Here is a 19,090-nt window from a genome sequence, read left to right as displayed (position 1 = left end):
TGTGCCAGAGCCCACCGACAAGAGTTGTCCTGCAATCGTTTTGACACGCGAGTTCCACAATGACACGCGCTTCATCGGCAGGCCAAGGCGGATTCGTGTCGCGTCAACGTAGGACGGAAACCCCGGCCTAGACGGCCTTCCCGCGCACGTCCGTGAACAACTCGCCCAACGGCTTTCCGGACGACTGCGGCGCCAGCTCGACCAGAGACTCGACGATCTGTGCCACCCGCTGCGCGTCGGCCTCCGCGAGGATGTCGGTGCGGTATTCGATCTCCAGGTGGACGTGATCGTGCTCGTCGAACTCGAAGGAGATCGAAAGCGGGTAGTGCACAATGTCTTTGAAGATCGTCTCGCAGGTCACCTGCGCCGCCGCGGGGATCGGCACACCGCGCAGCGGCGCGTTCTTCACCAGCGTCATGATCTCGGCGACCGGGAAGCGGCCCCCGCCCTGCCGCAGCGCCGTGAGAATGGTGCCGTAGTCGACCGACGAGTACTCCATCGCCTCGTACACGGTGGCGACCGCCTGGCGCACCGCGTCGGCGACGGACACCTGTCCGTCGAGGGTGAAGCGCATCGGAATGATGTTGCCGCTGTAGCCGACTCGGTCGGTCGTCTCCTCGGGCCGCCGGTTGTCCGCGGGCACCAGGATGACGAAGTCATCCGCCCCGGTCTGCGCCGACACGGTCAGCGCGGACAGGACGACGAACAATGCGTTCGGGGTGGCGCCGACCTCGCGCGCGAACGCTTCGAGTGCGGCGACCCGATCATCGTCGATCGGGACCGACAGCAGCCGTCCCGGACCTTCGCCCATCACCGACAGCCAGCTGTCTTCTGGAGTTGTGTCGGGCAGCGCGCCCGACAGGGGATAGCGGATACCTTCTGCCGCCCAGGTGGATTGGGCATGGCGGACCGCGGCGTCGGCATGGGCGCCGGTGCGTGGTGTCGAATCGACCGCGGTGCCTCCGCTGGTCGGAACCTCCGCGCCGGCGGTCGATCCGTCGGCGACCAGCGCGGTCAGCACCGGCGGCAGGATCGTCTCGTCGCCGGCGAGATGATGCAGGACGAGGGTCATGCTGACCTCGTCGTCATGGGCTTGGATCCGGACTCGGCACGGCTGCTCCTCGCGCAGCCGGAACGGGACCTTGGCCAGCGCCGCCGCGTCGTCGGCGAGGGAGGCACCGTGCGCATCGGCGGGAATCGAGCCCCACTCCCACAGCTCGCCCGGGGTCACCCACTGCCCGTCACGCGGCGCCGGGCGGCGGCGCGGCGTCCCGTCCTCGTCGACCTCGATGACCGAACCGAACACCTGCGAGGCGGCGATGAGACGTTCCGCGGCGGCGACCACGGTCTCGATCGTGTACGGGGCTCCGAAGCGCAGCAGCACGGAGAAGTTGTGCGCATCGGAGTCCGGGTCGAGTTCGTAGATCTTCCACATGCGCCGCTCGGCGATGCCGAGCTCGCCGTCAGCCGGTACCGGCTCGGGACTGGCGTCCGCCGTGGTCGCCCCCGTGGGTGCCACGTCGATGCCGGCGTCGGCGAGGCGGCGCCGCATGAGTTCGAGTTGGGTGTCGGACAGGACGGTCATTTTCTCTCCTCGAGGCTACGTATGCGATGTCGTCGCAGGGGAATTCGGAACCCGGTCGAAGCTCCGGTGTTCGTGGGGTGCCCGGCGGAGCTCTGCCGGATCGGTCGTGATCGCGATCTGTTCGCCGGCGGCCCACTGCGTCGTCTGGTCCTGGAAATGCGGCGAGCGCGGATCACCGCTGGCCCCGAGCGGGACGATCCAGCGGCTGCGATCGCGGTCGGCGAGATCCCACACGTACCGCGCGACCGAGCCGAGCCGGCAGACGTGGGCGAACCCGACGGCGCTGGCGTTGGCGAACACGCATTCCGCGTCTCCGCCGAGCGGTACCGGCTCCGGGCGGACCCGTGTGGACAGCTCGGGATGCGCCGGGGTGACGCCGGCGAAGTCCATGCCGTGCAGCGGTGCCAGGACATGGACCTCACCCCACGTCGGCAGGGACGCCGTGTCGATCTCGGCGGCGAGGGATTCGACCGTGTCGACGACCAGCCGGGTGATGTCGAGCCCGAACTCCGCGCCCCGCGCGAGCACCGAGTCGAGTCCGGCCGCGATGCGGGTGGTGGCGAGGAAATAAGGGGTGATCCACACCGGAAAGCCATGCGGCGCAGCGAGCCCTGCCAGGGATTCGTCGGCGGTGATCGCCGCGACGAGCCGGCTGCGCAACTCGGCGAACAGGTAGGCGTCGACGCTATCGGCCGCCATGGAGCCGTCCCACGCCAGCAGGCGCGCACAGAGCTCCTGTGCCGGCCGGCTCAGCCCGGACAGCGGGCGGAGGAGATCGGTGATGACGGCCGCGGCCGGTTCGCCCGCCACATCGCGGTGGATCTCTTCGCACCCGTCGACGGATATCGGTCCGGGCGCCGTCGAGACGAGCTGATCGATCCGGTCGGCGCGCGCGGCCGCGGCGCATTCGGTCGTGATCGGTTGCAGCGGCGGGCAATTGGCGATGCGCTGGTTGGCGATGACCGAATGGGTGCTCACCGTGGCGGTGAAGTCCGGATCGGCGACCGACGATGTCGCGTATCCCTGCCAGCGGTGTCGCTGCTCCCAGCCCGGCACCGGCAGCCAGTAGTTCTCGTCGGCCCGGATCGGGATGCGGCCCACGGCGTGATGGGTCAGCCCACCGTCGGTGTCGGCGATGACGACGCGGTTGGCCGGTTCCACCCAGCCGACCAGCGCTTGCTGGACGTCGGCGACCGACTCCGCGAAGAGCAGATCGATCACCGGGTCGAAGGTGACCGACGGGTCGCACAGCATCGGTGTCCGCAGGCTGATGGACCAGCTGTCCGGCTCGCCGAACACGACCGGACCGTTGTCGGTCTCGATGATCTCGACGTCGACGGGATCGGCGCCGCGCACCTCGATGCGCTCGGTCCGCGCGCGGGTGGGCGACTGGCCGTCAGGCGATTTGGCCAGAACGGAATCACCGGTGCGGGTGAGCATCTCGACGAACACGTCTTGGTAGTCGGCCATGGCGTTGGTGATTCCCCAGGCGACCGACGACGCATGGGCGAAGTGCGGGACCCCGGGCACGCCGGAGAAGGCGAATCCGACCACGTCGAAGTCGGGGCAGACGAGATGGGCCTGCTGATACACGCCGGGGACCTCGATGAACCGGTGCGGGTCGCCGGCGATCAACGGTGCGCCGGTGGTGGTCTCGGAGGCGGCGATGCCCCAGGCGTTGCTGCCGGAGATGGCGTTGCCCAGCGGCGGTACCGGCGGCGCGGATCCCGTGTCGCTTGCCTCAGTGAGGCTGCGCAGCAATGCGTTGATGAAATCGTCGTCCGGCGGGGCGGGCATGCGATCGGGCGGGCTGGCGCTGCTGCCGGCCGGGGTGATCACGCCCTCGCTGTTGAACAGGTCGAGGGCGGCCGGCCCCAGGGCGCGGCAGGCATGCAGCCGCCACAGCTTGGTGGCGAATCGTCCGAACATGAGGTGCTGGACGATGAAGATCGAGATCGGGGTCCAGGGATCCCAGTCCGACGGGCGGTGACCGAACTCTTCCCACTCGACGGCGTCCGCCTCGAGCAATGCCGCGCTCACGCCATCGGCATACGCGCGCAACAGGGTTCGGGTGCGCGTCGACGATGCCTCGTAGATCCGCTGCGCCGCCCGGTCGATCCCCGCCCGTCTGGCGAACTCATCCCAGCCGACGCCGTCGGGACCGAAGATCTCCGCCGTTCGGCCCTGCGCGCGCAGTCGCAAGAACTCGATCTGCCAGGCGCGGTCGATACCGGTGGCGAACCCCTGTCCATACAGTGCTTCGTCGGCGGAGGCGGCCGTGATGTGGGGGATGCCGTGCGCATCCCGGAGGATCTCCAGCCGCGGCTCGTCACTCATCGGGCAGCAGTCCGGCGTAGGGCGCGTGCGCGGCGGCCGCGGAGAGGATCGCGTCGATGTGGTCGTGCAGCCGGGCGACCGTGCTCTCGTCGAACAGGTCCACCTGATACGAGATCTGCACCTCGGTGTGGTCCGGATGCATGAACGCTTCGACGGTCAGCGGCAGCGCGATACGACCCTTGTCGGCCAACTCCCAGGTCATCTCCGCACCGGGCAGGGCGATGCCGTCGATCTTCTGGTCGAGGAACAGCACGAGCGAGTCGAACGGGTACGCGTGTTCGTCGCCGGTGGCCTTGCGGGCGATCTCGATGATGTGCTCGAACGGGAAGGTGCGGTGATCGAACGCGGCATCGGTGACCGCCCGGACATGCGTGACCAGTTCGCCGAAGTCGTTGCCCTGCCCCTGGATTCGCAGGGGAATGGAGTTGCTGAAGTTCCCGACCAGGGCGCGCAGGCCGGCCTCTTCGCGATTGGCGACGGTGGTGCCGATCAGGATGTCGGTCCGGCCGGTGATGGCTCGCAGCGCGAGGTAGTACGCGGCCAGGAACACCGAGAAGGGCGGCATCCGCAGCTCCGCGCCGAGCGCTCGAAGGTTGGCCTCGGCCGCGTCACTCAGGTTGCGGTCGAGCCGGGCGCTGCGTTCGGAAGCCGCGTCGGGTCGGCGGTCGTACGGCAGGCTCGCGGTCGGGATGTCCCCGCCGAACTGCTCCTCCCAGAAACGGATGTCCGCACTGTGATCGGCTCGGGTGAAACGGTCCTGCTCCCACTCGGCGGCGTCGGCGACCTGCGGGGTGAGCGGGTCGACCGCGATCTCCGCGTCCGCATCCGCCGAGTCCAGGGCGCGCAATCGCGCCGCGTCGTAGAACCGCGCGGTGTCGCGTGCCATGGCGGGCAACGTCATTCCGTCCCAGACGATGTGCTGCATCGCGATCACCACCGCCAGCCGCGGCGCGCCCGCGTCGTCCGGAGGAAGGTTGACGAAGGTCAACCGCACCGATGACTCGGTCGCCAGATCGAAGACCTCCGTGGCCGCTTCCGCCACCAGGCTCCGGAGGCGTTCGTCGGCGTCCTCGGTATCGCGCAGGTCGACGGTCCGCAGCGGCGGCGGGAAGTCGGCGTGGATGCGCTGGTACGGAACCCCGTCGTCGTCGCAGTGATAGGTGGTGCGCAGGATCTCGTGCCGCCGTACCACCCCGAACAGGGCGTGGCGCAACGCATCCGCGTCGACCTCACCGGTGTAGGTGAAGGTCAGGCAGATGTTGTTGGCGGTGCTGTCGGGCACCCGCTGCTGGTGGCCCCAGACCAGACGCTGGCTGAACGACAGGGGTGCGCGGTCGCGATCGCGCCGGGCGGGTATCCCGGTGTCGACCGCGATCCCCACGTCGCCCAGCCGCTCACGCATCACCTGCTGGAGTTCCTCAAGGGTTGGCAACTGCTCAGATCTTTCTTTTCCGTGTGCGTGGTGAGGTCGTCGTCGCGGCTATTGTGCCGCGGCGCCGGCCAATTCGGATGCGGGCGCGGGCACGCCGGCCACCTCGAGCAGGATCGTGGCGACCTGCGTGAGCTGCCCCGGCACCTGCTCGCGTTCGGCGAGCAGAGCCGCGAACCCGCGAACGGTCCGCGCCTTGAACACCGCGGTGATTCCGACGCCCTCGACGGCCAGCAGGCCACGAACGTTGGCGACGAAAGTCGTGGCGAGGATCGAGTTGGCGCCGGCGTCGAAGAAGTCGGTCGTGACACCGAGCCGCTCCACACCCAGCACCTGCTCGGCGATGTACGCCACCGCCGCCTCGACGGCGGTCTCGGGAGCGACGTACTCGTGCGGTGTCGTGCCGGCGACGGCACGCTGGAGCTCCGCGAGCACCGCGGCGCGGTCGACCTTTCCGTTGCTGGTCAACGGGATCTCGTCGATCACGTGGACGACCTCGGGAATCATGTAGTCCGGCACCAGATTCCCGAGCGTGGCCGAGACCTCGTCGGCCTGGATCGAGGCGCCGTCGGCGCTCACGACAGCGAGGACCAGGCGGTCGGCCACGACTGCGGCGACGGCCTCCCGGACGTCGGCCAGTGATCGGGCCGCGGCCTCGATCTCGCCCAGCTCGACACGGTATCCGCGGATCTTCACCTGATGGTCGGCGCGCCCGATGAACTCGATCGTTCCGTCCGGCAGATACCGGGCCAGGTCGCCGGTCCGGTACCAGCGGACCGAGTCCACGGTCACGAACCGATCCTGGGTGCGTTCGGGGTCGCCCCGATAGCCGTCGGCGACGCTCGTACCGCCGATCCACAGCTCGCCGATCACCCAGTCCGGGGTGTCCTCGCCGCGGTCGTTGACGACCCGGCAATGGACACCGGCCATCGGCCGACCGTACGGGACGGTCGCCCAATCGGCCGGGAAGTCATCCGTGACCTCGTAGATCGTGGAATGGATCGCGGTCTCGGTGGTGCCACCCAGGCCGGCAAAACGTAGCCCGGACACGGCCTTTCGGGCGCGTCGGCCGAGTTCCGGATTGACCCGGTCACCACCGGTCACCACGGTGCGCAGGCTCTGCAGCTGCTCGGTGGTGGCGGTGTCGAGGAGCATGCCGATCAGGCCGGGCGCGGCATTGAGCACCGATACCCGGTGGGCGGCGATCTGCGCGGCCCAGGCCTGGGCGTCACGCGTCTGGTCGGCGTTGATGCAGACCAGCGCACCGCCGAGCGAGAGCGGGCTGAACATGTCGAACACCGACAGGTCGAACTCGAGGGCCGAGAGACCGATCGTGCGATCGTCGGCGATCAGCGCAAACTCCTCGGCGATCGCGTCGACGGTGTTGGCCGCCGCGCGGTGGCTGACCTCGACGCCCTTCGGCTCGCCGGTCGATCCGGACGTGAACAGCACGTAGGCCAGCTCGTCGGGGTCGGGAACGACGACCTGTCCGATGGCCGGTCCGGCCACCGCGTCGTCGTAGATCACCGGCACGACCGAGTCGGGCAGGCCGTCGGACTGCGGCGCGATCACGGCGCGCACCTGGCCGCGGGCCAGGATCGCATCGCGGCGGGATGCCGGCTGATCGGTCCCGATGGGCAGGTAGGCGGCTCCGCCGGCGAGGACGCCGAGGACCGCGATCACCTGCTGATGGCCCTTGGGCATGATCACCGCGACGGTGTCACCGCGACCGACCCCGGCCGCGGCGAGTGCACCGGCCAGCGAGCGCGCCTGCTCGGCCACGGTCGCGTAGCTCAGCTCCTGACCGTCGGCGGTGACGAGTGCGGTGCGCTCGGGCTCCTGCTCGGCGCGGGTGAAGAACGCGGCATGCAGGCTGCGGGGAACGATGTTCGACGAGGTGGTCGACGTGACGCGATCGCGCACCGTGCGCTGGGCGGGCGGAAGCTCGATCGAGAGCGCTGCGTTCCAATCCGCGTCCGGCCGGACGAGGCCGTCGAGAAGCGACCGGAACTCGGTGAACATCGCGTCCATCACGCCGCCCGGCAGCGCATCGCGCCGCACGTCCCAGTTCACCAGCAGGCCGCCGTCGAGCTCCACCACCTGGGCGTCGAGATCGACCTGGGGGCCCTGCGACAGAATCCAGACCGGTTCGCCGAACAGTCCGCGCACGCGGTCGGAGAACAGTTCGCCGAACCCGAGGCCGGAGGTGAAGACGAGCGACGGGGTCACGGCCGAGCCGCGAATCCGACCCAGGTCGCGGAGCACGTCCAGGCCTTCGTAGGCGGCGTGACCGGCGCAGTCATGCAGTTCCTTCTGCAGGCGGCGGCCGCGTTCGATCATCGACTCGGTGTGCGTGGCGTCCGCGTCGATCAGGACCGAGTTGGTGAAGTCGCCGACCACCTCGTCGATGTTCGTGTGCACCGGCTCGCGGTTGAACAGTGGCACGTTCAGCAGGAAACGCTGATGCGTCGACCAGCGCGCGATGACCTCCGAGAACACCGCGGCGAAGGTGACGGCGGGGGTGATGCCGTTGTCGTAGGCGATCGCGTACAGCCGATCCTTCTCCGCCGGCCCCAGCTGATGGTGGTACCGCACGCTCCGGTCGGGTTCGGCCCGCCGGTCCTCGGGGATGGAGGGCAGCGTCGGGGTATCCGGCAGCGTCGGCTCCTTGGCCTCCCACCACTGCTTGGCGGTCGCGTACTCCTCCGGCGAGACGTGGTCGCCCTTTTCCGCGAGGTACTCCCGGAAGGTGTATCCGATGGCCTGCAGCGGTGCGTCGGTCTCGTAGGCGGTCGCAAGATCGTCCAGGACCTTGCGGTAGCTCATGGCGTCTGCGGCCAGCATGTCGACGTCCAGGTGCAGCCGGTGGCGGCCGTCCGGCAGCAGGGTCAGCACGAACTCGACGACGCTGCCCGACGCCGTGTCGAGCAGCTGATGGCTCATCCGGTCCCGGGTGCGCTCCAGCTCGATGTCGAGGTCCCCCGTGGCCTCACGCAGATCCACGACACTGAACACGGGCCGCGGCGGCTGCGGAAGGATGCGCTGGCGACCGGTGTCGTCGAAGGCGGCGCGCAGCATGTCGTGTCGGGCCACGACCTGGTTGACCGCCCGCTCGAGGCGGTCGGCGTCCACCCCGGCGCCGTCGAATTCGGCGAACAGGTGTGCCGCGACGCCGCCGAGCGCCTGACCGTCCTGACGGCCGACCCAGTACGCGTGCTGCATGGTGGCGAGGCCGAATTCCTCTTCCGTGCCAGTGGTTTCCGCGGCCTCGGGTGCCGGTGCGGCGGCAGGCTCTGGTGCCGCCTGCGGTGCGCTGGAGCCGCCGAGCAACCGGGCCCACGCCTCGATGGTGGGCTCCTCGCTGAGCTGCGAGCTGCGCACGCGATGTCCTTGGCGCCGCCACATGCTGGTCAGCTTGATGACCAGCAGCGAGTGGACGCCGTGGCGAACCAGGTCGTCGGTGTAGTCGATGGTGTGGGCCGGGACGTCCAGCAACGATGCGACATCGTCACGGATCTGGTCTTTAGAAATCACGTCGCTCCTTGAAACAAATGATGATGTTGATGTGGTGCTGGTGGGCTATCGGATGACGTCGGCGTCGGTGACGCCGAAACTCGTGAACGCCGTATGGCTGGGCAGTCGGTAGACCTCGCGCCCGGCGACGGTGTTGAGGATGCGCGCGTTGCGGACGGCGCCGATATCGAGATTGGGCGCGGACACGCCGTAGGCGTGGGTCTCCGCATTCGCGACGAACAGCCTGTTGGCCAACGAATCGCTTGTCGCCCGTGCGTCATCGGTGGCGGCGTCACCGGTGGTGGCAACGGAATGATTCGCCTCGATGACCAGCCGGCCGCGGGAATCGCGACGGAGGCGGTCGTCGATCGGTCCGAGGAACTTCTGCTCGCGTTCCCGGTAACCGGTGGCGGCGATGACGAGGTCGGTGGTGTGCGCGATCGTCGCGTCGGTGTCGAGATGCCGGCCGCGCACCTGGATGCGACCGTCGGGCAGCGTGTCGAGTTCGTCGACGGCGACGCCGTTGCGCAGCACGACCGGTGACAGGCCGTCGATCAGCTGTCGCCGGTAGAGCAGGTCGTGCAGGCGGTCGAGCGTGTCGCTGGAGATGCCCTTGTGGAACTGCCAGTGGCCGTCACGCACTCGATCACGGGTGGCTTCCGGCAGGCCGTGGAAGTAGTCCATGTATGCCGGCGTCGTCATCTCCAGGGACAGCTTGGTGAAGTCCAGTGGCGCGAACCACGGTGTGCGCGTCCACCATTGGACCTGCGGCCCACCCTGCAGATTGGCCTCCAACAGATCGATGACGATCTCGGCGCCCGACTGGCCGGACCCGATCACGGTCACCGCATCGGCGGCGTGGGCCGCCTCCTGGTGGTAGAGGTAGTCCGAGCTGTGCACCACGGCATGCGAACTCGACTGCAGCGCAGTCGGTATCGACGGCTCGGTTCCCACACCGACCACCACGTGTCCGGCGTGGATGGTCAGCGAGCCGTCCGGAGTGGTCGCGGTGACCTCGAACCGCTGTGCGTGCGAGTCCCAGTGGACTTCGTCGACCGTGGTGCCGAAACGCAGCGACGACAGCCGGCCGACGACCCACAGCAGGTAGTCCTCGTACTCGCGGCGGGTTGGAAAGAACTGCTCGCGCACGAGGAACGGGTACATGCGGTCCACATCGGCGATGTATGCGAGGAAGGACAGCGGATGGGTCGGATCGACGAGCGTGACGAGGTCCGAGAGGAAGCTGACCTGCAGCGTGGCCTCCTCGAACATGAGCCCGGGATGCCAGCGAAACTCCGGGACGGAATCCACGACGAGGACGTCGAGGTCATCGACCGTCGATGCCATCGCCGCCAGACCGAGATTGAATGGACCGCATCCGATCGCGAGGACGTCTACCGAGATGGGCTCACTCATGGATTCACCTGCTTGCTTTCGTTCTCGGCGTTCTCGGACTCCACTTCCAATGCGGCGCGCAGCAATTCGTCGAACAGCTCATCGATGTCGGCTTCCGTGGCAAGGGGGTTGAGCAGCGTCAGCTTGAGACAGGTTCGCGGCCAGTCGTCGCCGGCGAGTTGGACTCGGGTGCGGCCGATCAATGCCGTGCCGGAGCTGATCAGTCGTCGGCGTACCTCCGCGTTGACGGTGTCCATGTCGGCGCATCGGTACCGGAACACGACCGTAGTGAGGGTCACCGGCGCCACCAGCTCCAGCTGCAGCTCCTTCGCGATCCGCTGCTCTGCGTACAGCGCGGCGTCGTGGCATCGATCGAGCATGTCGCCGAGGCCGCGCCGCCCGTAGGCGAGGAAGGTCGCCAACACCTTCAGCACGTCCGGTCGCCGTGTCGTCTGCAGCGTCTGGCCGAGCAGACCGCCGTATCCCGCTTCCTCGTCGTCCTCCGGATTGAGGTAGGCGACGTTGCGGCCGAGTGACGAGAATCGGTTCTCGTCGCGCAGCAGCAGCACGCTCGCGGCGGCCGGCTGCCAGCCGATCTTGTGCAGGTCGAGGGTGATCGAGTCGGCCCGGTCGATGCCGGCCACCAGGCCCTGCAGTCGGTCGGAGAACAGCGATCCGAATCCGTAGGCGGCGTCCACATGCAGCCAGACATTGTGGCGCTCAGCGATATCCGCGATGTCCTGCAACGGGTCGACGGTGCCGAAGTCGGTGGTGCCGGCGGTCGCGATGATGGCGACCGGGGTACCGCCGGTGGCGGCGAGGGCTCGGCCGAGCGCGGCCGGGATCATGCGATGGTGTTCGTCGACCTCGATCGGGATCACCGCGGTCTCGCCGAGCCCGAGGGTGGCGCAGGCGCGGTTGATGGAGAAATGCGCCACGCGTGAACAGAAGACCACCGGCTGCCGTAGATCGCGCACGCCGTGGTAGCGGGTGTTGATACGTCGTTGTGCCGCTGCGTGATCGCGCGCGATCAGCAGCGCGAGCAGATTGGAGAACGAGCCGCCGGGTCCGAACACTCCGCCCGCGGTGGACGGCAGGCCGGCCATGCGCGCCAGCGCCGCGATGGTCCATTTCTCGATGGCCAGCGTGGCGGGTCCGGAGTCGTAGGTGTCGAGCGAGGCGTTCGTCGCGCTGGCCACGGCATCGGCGATCACCGACACCGTCAGCGGCGGCGGCTGCAGATGCGCCGCGGTGAGCCGGTGGGTCAGGTCCAGTCCGTAGGTCGCGATGAGCCCGGCGACGTGCACCAGCGCATCGTGTTCGCCGACGCCCTCGTCCGGGATACGCTGCGGCCCCAGCGAATCGGCGACAGCTGCGAGCATGTCGCGCGGGCTGCCATAGGGCAGTGGCGCACCGTGATGGCGGCTCGCGACCGCGGTGGCCAGGCGAGTCATCCCCTCGCCGACGTCGGACCAGCCCTGCCCGGGAACCGCCAGGCGCGCCTGCGTGGGTGCGGGTTCGAAGTCGTCGCGGGACGCGTCGTCGTCATGAGTCACAGGAATCTCCGTTGCGATTGCGGGGACATATGGTGGTCACACCGGATAGCGAGTACTGCGGGTGGCGTCATGAGGCGGCCGGTCCGGTGCGGGCGATCGGGTTCTGCAGCTCGTGGCCGGCGTCCAGGATCGAGGCATAGGAATCGCCGACGTTGACCATCCGCCGGTTGTTGCCCAGCTGCAGGCCGTTCATATGGACCGCCGCGAATGTCGGTGCGAACAAGTCCCACTGCTGCAGTCGCGGTGCCAGATCTGGTTGTGCCGCAAAGAATTCTTCGATGCTTTCGCTGACCACCGACCAGAATTCGGTGTCATCGAGCAGACCGTGCAGGTGCATGATCGCCGCGAGCGGCCGCAGGAAGTCGTCGAAGACATCGGACAGCACGCCGAGGTTGCGGATCGTGTCGGGCTCGGTGGTGAGCGCCCGACGGCACGACTGCGGGAGATCGTCGGGATCGTTGAAGATGCACACCTCTTCGCCGATGTCCTTGAGGATGGCGCGCACCGGAATTCCATTGTCCAGCACCAGGATCAGGTTCTCGCCATGGGGGGAGAACTTCATCTCGTGGTGGTAGAGAAGGTAGGTGATGGGGTGCAGGTAGGTCCGCAGGTAGCGCCGCATCCACTCGGCGGGCGCGAGTCCGGACCGCTCGATGAAGGCTTCGATCAGCGGCGTGCCGAGGTGATCGATATGCAGCAGCGCGGCCATCGTCGTCAGCTGCTCGTGAGGTGCGATCCGTGGCACCGGGCTCTGGCGCCACAGGGCCGAGAGTAGTTTGCGGTATTCGGAGCCGGGCGCAGTGATGGAGTTGTAGACCGGATTGCGATAGCCGATCGCCGCGACCTCGAACAGGATCTCGAACCCCATCGATCGCAGGTACTCGTCGCCGTCCACCCGGCGGCGAACCCAATCGTTGATCAGCGGGGTGGTGCGCATGTAGTCCGCCGACATCCCCCGGGTGAAGCCCATGTTGACGATGGACAGCGCCGTTTTCACGTAGTGCCGAGTCGGATCGGTCACGTTGAACAGGCTGCGGATCGACTGCTGCGGTTGATACAGATCGGGGGACTGGCCGAGGTACACGAGTCGATGTTCGGCGATGTCCGGGGCGTAGATCTTGGCGATCTTCTCGTTCCACTGCCACGGGTGCACCGGCAGATAGCAGTAGTCGGCGGGGTCGAGGCCCTGGCCGGCGAGCAGGCCGGCGAACGCATCGAGCGTTTCCGCGCCGAGTTCGTCGCGCAGCAGCGCCTCTTCGGTGACGTCGGACATGGCGGCGAAGTCGCAGTCCGCTCGCCAGGCAGCCACCCAGGTCAGGGGGAATCGGCCGCCGGATTCGGGCGCGTAGTCGGAGATATCGTCGGCACTGAACCCGAGTCGGCCGGCGTTGGCGATGAGGCAGGGATGCCCCTCCGTCATCGACTGCTCGATGGTCTGGAAGTCGGCGGCCGCGAGATCGGCCGCCGCGATCCGTCGTGCATCGGGGCGGTCCGCGCTGTTGGCGAGGGTGTTGATGAACTCCTCGAGATACTCCGGCAGCGTGTCGTCGCCGATCCCGAGGGTCCCGCGCAGATCGACGATGAGGTCGATCGACCGCACCGTCAGCTCCCGGCCGTCGCACACGCGGCGGATCGATGCCTCATCGATGGCCCAGCTCTCGAGCGAGAGGATTTCGGCGCGGAACGTGTACTCGGTGCGCCGGTCGTCGGAGAGCACCGAATATTCGCCCGGGGCGACCTGCAGGGGACTGATCACCCGTTCGTGACAGAACTCCGTGAGGATCTTCCTCGCGATTCGTCGGTCGTAGACATCGCGGTACGACCGGCGCAGGGCGGCGGGAACGTCGGCGTGGGCCGGAGTGGGGTTCTCCACGGCCGTGTTCTCAGCGGACATGAGCATCGCCGGCTGCGGGCGCGGTGAGCGCCGGTATCCGTCCGTTGTCGGTGACGCGGACGAAATCTGCACGCGTGCAATAGCTCAGCCGCGCGGTCTTGTCCGCGACCGGATAGTCGCCGGCGACGCGGAAACCGACTGCGGCATTCAGCCGATGCACGGCGACGTTGCGCACGTCCGGTTCGACGACCACCCGGGCCGCGCCGACTTCGAAGAACGCCGTCCGCATGATGTGCAGCATCACGCGGCCCGTGAATCCCGGGATGCCGTGATCGCTCGGGGCGACCAGCAGATGCATCCCGATGTCACCGTCGGCATGGCGGTAGCCGGTGTCGGGCGCGGCCAGATCGCTGGTGAGCGGGTCATACAGCTCGAACATGAACTCCGGACGAGAGTCGCAATAGCCGATCCGGAGGCCGTGGTCGGAGTCGCCGGCTTCGCGGATGTTGTCGGCGAGGAAGTCATGCACCTGTGCCTGCGAGCTCTCCAGCATGTCCCAGTACTTGGCCTTGGGATGAGTGAGCCAGCGATGCACAGTCGACGCATCACGGTCCGGGTCGATGCGGATGGACTCGAGGCGCTCGTTCGACAGCGGAGGTGAACTCATTGCTCCCACTTCGTTTTTCGGGATTGCGCTGCGCGTTTGCTTCGAGTGTCGGGAGCCGCACGCGCACGCACACATCAGGTTGACAACTTAGGTAAGGCTTACTGAATTAGGTTAGCCTAACAGGCATTGGACCCTATACGGTCGGCGGGTCGCGGGCCAAGGACTCCGGCTGTGGCGTGATCCCGATAGCCGGACACCTGGCGTGTGGAAACGTCGAAGTCTGGACCGCTGTGCAGGCGGAACGTGAATGCTGACGTGAAGTAAGCTGAGGCTCAGCTAACTATCGGAGGATCGGACGTATGGGTAGGGGCTTTCAAGGCGCGGTTCTGCGGGTTATCGGAGCCAGGGACCACGTTGTCGCGGTGACCGCGGTCGAGCGGGTTACCTCGTCGGTGATCAAGGTCGACTTCGTCAGTGACACGCTGCTGTACGACAACGGAGAAAAGCCGACGGCGTGGGTGCGAGCCTGGTTCCCGGATCCGCAGGGCGGCAGCAAGTTGCATCAGCGCGCTTACACGCTGGTGGATCCGGATCCGGCAACCGGCCGCTTCTCGATGTGCTTCCTCCTCCACGAGCCGGCCGGTCCGGCGGCGTACTGGGCGACGAACGCCGAGGCGGGCGATGAGATCGTCGTGCAGCGGCTCGGCGGCGACGGCTGGGAGCTCGACGACCCGCAGCCGACGGGTTACGTGCTAGTCGGCGACGTCGCCGCATGGCCGGCCTTCGTCTCGATCATCGCCGAGGCGGACAAGACCGTGCCGATCCGCGTGTTCTTCGAGTACACCCACGACGACGACAAGAACCTCACGTTCCCGGACCATCCGCTGCTCGAGGTGACGTGGGTCCCCGGCACCGACGACAGCCGCGCGCTGGTCGGCGCCCTCGGCAGCGAGAGCTTCCAGGGCTGGAAGTCGTACGTTGCGGCGGAGACCACCGCCACCCGCTTGGTCCGTTCGCGCCTGACCCTCGAAGACGGGCACAACAAGGGCACCATGCACGCGCAGGCGTACTGGATCCGCGGACGCGCCATGGGCAAGGAGGCAGAGACCTCGGACATCGTCGAAGTCGCACCCGCCGAGCAGGGCGAGCAGGACGCGACTGTCGCCGCAGCGATCCCGGCCGTGGCCGGCGGAAATCAGAAGGAGAGGCTCAAGGCTTCGCGCGCCCGCAACAAGGAGTTCTCGGTTCTGTCGGCGGCGAAGCCGGCGTTCATCCTGAGCGCGATCATCGCTGTGGTGCTGGCGGCGCTGGCCGTGGTGCCGCTGGTGCTCTTCACCGAGCTCGCCAAGCGTTTCGTCGACGGCGAAGGTCGGGACGAACTGGTCCGGGTCGGTGTCACCGGCATCATCGTGCTGGTGGTCGGCGCGCTGCTCACCTCGGCGCTGATGGCCGGGCTGCATGTGTACGACCAGTACTACGCCACCGCCCTGCGTCGCCGCGTCATGGAGAAGTTCACCAGGCTGCCGCTCGGCTGGTTCCAGGGCCGCAGGCAATCCGAGGTGCGCAAACTCGCCCAGGACGACATCGGGAGCCTCCACTACCTGATCACCCACGCGGTGTCCGACCTGGCGACGGCCATCGTGACGCCGCTGGCGATCCTGATCTACTTGTTCACGGTGAACTGGGCCCTGGCGCTGGTCCTGCTGGTGCCGGTGTTCGCCTACCTCGGGGTCACCTTCCGGCTTGCGGCGCTGGACCGCCCGCGGATGACCCGGATGCTGCGCTGGAACGCCACCCTGCCGGGCGACGCGGAGCGGTACATCGCGGGACAGCCGGTGAGCCGGGTATTCGGCGACGGGGCGACCGTCGACCTCCCCGCGGAGACGACGGAGCTTCGGAGCTTCATGAAGCAGTGGCAGCTGGAAACCGTCGGCGCCAAGGCGACCATGATCCAGCTCAACCGGCCGATGACGTCGATGGTCGTGATCGCCGTCGTCGGCACTGCGTTGATCGCCGTCGATTGGATGTCGGCCGCTGCCATCCTTCCGTTCCTGATCCTCGGCACGTCGCTGGGCGACCGCCTCGTCGGTGCCGGGTTCGCCGCCGGCGGGCTGCGCGACGGCATGCATGCCAAGTCCGGCCTCGAGCTGCTGCTGAGTACGTCGCAGCTGGCGGTCGGTACCGAACCGGTATCTGCTGGAACCGGACCGGCGGCGCTGAAGTTCGACGACGTCTCATTTGGCTACGTGCCCGGTCAGTACGTGCTGAGCGACTTCACCCTCACCCTTGCGCCCGGCGGCACCACCGCCGTCGTCGGCCCGTCCGGCGCCGGCAAGTCGACCGTCGCGGCGCTCGCCGCCCGCTTGTGGGATCCGGACAAGGGATCGGTCACTTTCGACGGCGCCGACCTGCGCACCATCGACGAGGACGATCTGCGCCGTCACGTTGCGGTCGTCCTGCAGGACGTCCAGCTCGTGCATGGCACGGTGGCCGACAACATCGCACTCGGGTATCCCGATGCGACCCGCGAGCAGATCGCCGCCGCCGCGCGCACCGCCTACATCGCCAAGGAGATCGAGGCGCTTCCGAGCGGCTACGACACCGTCGTCGACCGAGACAGCCTGTCCGGCGGTCAGCGCCAGCGGGTCGCGATCGCCCGCGCACTGCTGGGCAATCCGCGCCTGGTGATTCTCGATGAGGCCACTGCGGCCGCCGACCCGGACTCCGAATGGGAGGTCCGACAGGGTTTGACGAAGCTCCTGGAGGGCCGGACGGTGCTGGTGGTCGCGCATCGACTGCACACCGTGGCGCACGCCGACCAGATCGTGGTCCTCGACGAGGGCAGGATCGTCGAGCAGGGCACCGCCGACGAGCTGATGGCGATGGGCGGTCTGTACGCACGCATGCAAAACCAGGCGATGGAGGCCCTCGCATGATCTACAACGATCTCGTGACCGTCACCGGTCCGCAGGGGCGCGGCGAGCGGATCCGTTTCGTCTCGTTGACGGTGTTCTCCACGGTCCTTCAGGCCGCATCGGTCATCACGCTGGTTCCTGTGCTGCACGCGCTGTTCGGTGATCGTCCCTCCGGTGCCTGGCCCTGGGTGGGCCTGCTGGTGCTGCAGCTGATCCTGGTGGTGGTCGCCGACCGTCTCGCGATCCGCGCCGGTCTGAAACTGGGCTTCCGCATCATCGACACCATCACCGAAGCCGGCCTGGCAGGGATTCGCCGTCTCGACCCGGGACAGCTGCATTCCGAGCGCGCCTCCAAGCTCCGGGACCTGGTCTCGGTGTCCGCGCCGGAATCGATCTCGTCGGTGGTGCTCATCGGCTCGCCCTTGATCCGAGCAGTTCTGCTGACGCCGTTGATCGCGCTCCTGCTGCTGTTCGTGTCCTGGAAGCTTGCTCTGGTCGCCCTGATCGGCGGCATCGTCATGTTCCTGGCGCTGATCGCCTCGCAGCGCATCGTCGCCAAGTCGGAGGAGACTTTCGCCGACACGAACCGCCAACTCGACGACCGTGTCCTCGAGTTCGCCTGGGCGCAGCCGACGCTGCGCGGGTCGGGCGCCGGCACCAGCACGGTGAACCAGGTGCTCGCCGAGTCCCGGAGCCGGGGGCTGAAGCTCCTCGCGTGGACGGTTCCGGGCGAGCTGCTGTTCAGCGTCGTGCTGCAGCTCACGCTGCTGGCGTTCGGCATCACGACCGCGTCTCTATATCTGTCCGACGAGATCTCCGGAGTCACCGCGGCGGCCATGATCGTGGTCCTGCTGCGGATCGTCGAGGTCGTCGGCTCACTCTCGCTGCTGGGCCCGGCCGTCGCAAACGGTTCTCGGGTCTTCCGTGAGGTGGCCGAACTGGTCGCCGACGAGAACACGGCGGCCGCCAATGCTCAGCCGGCGACTCGACCGGTCTCCGGCGCTCCGGCGGTGGCGCTCCGCGACGTCGGCTTCACCTACCCGGATGGCACCCGCGCCCTGGCCGACGTCGACATCGTCATTCCCGCGGGCGGCATCACGGTGATCGTGGGTCCGTCGGGCTCGGGCAAGTCGACGCTGCTGGACGTGGTCGCCGGACTGCGCGAACCAACCGACGGACAGGTCCTCGTGGGTGATGCGCCCGCGCCGGCCGCCGACCGGCTCGCCGGGACCTCGATGGTCTTCCAGACCACCCAGCTCCGCCCGGGCACCCTCAAGGAGAACATCGGCACCGACGATGCGACCACGCTCGCGACGCTCGCCGACCGAGCGCAGCTCGGGGAGGTCCTTGAGTCGTTGCCATCGGGTTGGGATTCCCGGGTCGGCGAGGGCAGCAATGCCCTGTCGGGAGGTGAACGGCAGCGCGTGGGCCTCGCCCGTGCGCTGGCGAAGCCGGCCGGTCTACTGCTCGTCGACGAGGCCACGTCGGCACTCGACGCGATCACCGAGCGGGCCGTCGTGGATGCCTTGCAGGAGACGCGCGGGGAGCGCACAGCAGTCATCGTGACGCACCGTCCGGCGCTGGTGTCGCTGGCCGATCAGGTCATCGTCCTCGACGGCGGCAACATCGTCGACTCGGGCAAGGTGAACGAGCTGCTGCAACGCGGTGGCGTCTTCGCCGACCTGTGGACGCGCTGGCGCGAATCGGAAGGCTGGCAGGTTTAGCCGGGTTCCCGAGTCCGCGGCAAACCCGACCTGCACGTAGTTCTCGGTGATCGACGCGGCGTCGAGTCGATAAGCGCTGCCTCCCAGCGGCTTTGAGTGCAAGTCCGTTGGGGGATGCGCCCGGGGTTCCCACCCCGAGATTGGCAACCCAATTACGTTAGGCTAACCTTACTAGCTGTCAGGCTGATTCTCGCA

General features: G+C 67.9%; 10 protein-coding genes. 2 read left to right on the top strand and 8 right to left on the bottom strand.

What is annotated here, in order from left to right; translation table 11 throughout:
* Positions 1 to 127: 127 nt before the first annotated feature.
* The 8 genes from G341_RS0116475 to G341_RS0116440 form a co-directional block, all read right to left on the bottom strand.
* Entirely contained in the window at positions 128 to 1,585 is a 1,458-nt protein-coding gene (locus G341_RS0116475) for a condensation domain-containing protein (RefSeq protein ID WP_018180264.1), read from the bottom strand.
* 15 nt (positions 1,586 to 1,600) lie between these two features.
* Complete coding sequence (locus tag G341_RS22310) at positions 1,601 to 3,922, bottom strand: penicillin acylase family protein (RefSeq protein ID WP_018180263.1); 2,322 nt, start codon at positions 3,920 to 3,922, stop codon at positions 1,601 to 1,603.
* Positions 3,915 to 5,354, bottom strand: coding sequence for a condensation domain-containing protein (locus G341_RS0116465; RefSeq protein ID WP_245557024.1), 1,440 nt, complete (start codon positions 5,352 to 5,354; stop codon positions 3,915 to 3,917). The genes G341_RS22310 and G341_RS0116465 overlap by 8 nt, the downstream gene beginning before the upstream one ends.
* Positions 5,355 to 5,402: 48 nt before the next feature.
* Positions 5,403 to 8,885, bottom strand: coding sequence for a non-ribosomal peptide synthetase (locus G341_RS22305; RefSeq protein ID WP_018180261.1), 3,483 nt, complete (start codon positions 8,883 to 8,885; stop codon positions 5,403 to 5,405).
* Positions 8,886 to 8,930: 45 nt separating this feature from the next.
* On the bottom strand, positions 8,931 to 10,280 hold the full coding sequence (locus G341_RS0116455; protein WP_018180260.1) for a lysine N(6)-hydroxylase/L-ornithine N(5)-oxygenase family protein: 1,350 nt from the start codon (positions 10,278 to 10,280) through the stop codon (positions 8,931 to 8,933).
* Positions 10,277 to 11,815: a pyridoxal phosphate-dependent decarboxylase family protein gene (locus G341_RS0116450; protein WP_018180259.1), complete on the bottom strand. Its 1,539-nt coding sequence runs from the start codon at positions 11,813 to 11,815 to the stop codon at positions 10,277 to 10,279. Before G341_RS0116450 ends, G341_RS0116455 begins: the two co-directional genes overlap by 4 nt.
* Before the next feature lie 67 nt (positions 11,816 to 11,882).
* Entirely contained in the window at positions 11,883 to 13,715 is a 1,833-nt protein-coding gene (locus G341_RS0116445) for an IucA/IucC family protein (protein WP_018180258.1), read from the bottom strand.
* On the bottom strand, positions 13,699 to 14,316 hold the full coding sequence (locus G341_RS0116440) for a GNAT family N-acetyltransferase (RefSeq protein WP_018180257.1): 618 nt from the start codon (positions 14,314 to 14,316) through the stop codon (positions 13,699 to 13,701). Before G341_RS0116440 ends, G341_RS0116445 begins: the two co-directional genes overlap by 17 nt.
* A gap of 362 nt (positions 14,317 to 14,678) precedes the next feature.
* On the opposite strand from G341_RS0116440, the gene G341_RS0116435 reads away from it, so the two are divergent.
* Both G341_RS0116435 and G341_RS0116430 read left to right on the top strand, forming a co-directional pair.
* On the top strand, positions 14,679 to 17,192 hold the full coding sequence (locus tag G341_RS0116435; protein ID WP_018180256.1) for an ABC transporter ATP-binding protein/permease: 2,514 nt from the start codon (positions 14,679 to 14,681) through the stop codon (positions 17,190 to 17,192).
* Positions 17,189 to 18,895 carry an ABC transporter ATP-binding protein gene (locus G341_RS0116430; protein WP_018180255.1) on the top strand — a complete coding sequence of 569 codons (1,707 nt, stop codon included), beginning with the start codon at positions 17,189 to 17,191 and terminating at the stop codon, positions 18,893 to 18,895. The genes G341_RS0116435 and G341_RS0116430 overlap by 4 nt, the downstream gene beginning before the upstream one ends.
* The last annotated feature ends 195 nt before the right edge of the window (positions 18,896 to 19,090 follow it).

Source organism: Jongsikchunia kroppenstedtii DSM 45133, assembly GCF_000380485.1.
Lineage (GTDB): Bacteria > Actinomycetota > Actinomycetes > Mycobacteriales > Mycobacteriaceae > Jongsikchunia > Jongsikchunia kroppenstedtii.
Note: the sequence above shows the minus strand (reverse complement) of the source record. Positions and strands in the feature narration are given on the sequence as shown.

What these genes read in the sequence shown, in the direction of transcription:
- G341_RS0116475 (WP_018180264.1), bottom strand. Translation starts at nt 1,585, where the DNA reads ATGACCGTCCTGTCCGACACCCAACTCGAACTCATGCGGCGCCGCCTC.
- G341_RS22310 (WP_018180263.1), bottom strand. Translation starts at nt 3,922, where the DNA reads ATGAGTGACGAGCCGCGGCTGGAGATCCTCCGGGATGCGCACGGCATC.
- G341_RS0116455 (WP_018180260.1), bottom strand. Translation starts at nt 10,280, where the DNA reads ATGAGTGAGCCCATCTCGGTAGACGTCCTCGCGATCGGATGCGGTCCA.
- G341_RS0116445 (WP_018180258.1), bottom strand. Translation starts at nt 13,715, where the DNA reads ATGCTCATGTCCGCTGAGAACACGGCCGTGGAGAACCCCACTCCGGCC.
- G341_RS0116440 (WP_018180257.1), bottom strand. Translation starts at nt 14,316, where the DNA reads ATGAGTTCACCTCCGCTGTCGAACGAGCGCCTCGAGTCCATCCGCATC.
- G341_RS0116430 (WP_018180255.1), top strand. Translation starts at nt 17,189, where the DNA reads ATGATCTACAACGATCTCGTGACCGTCACCGGTCCGCAGGGGCGCGGC.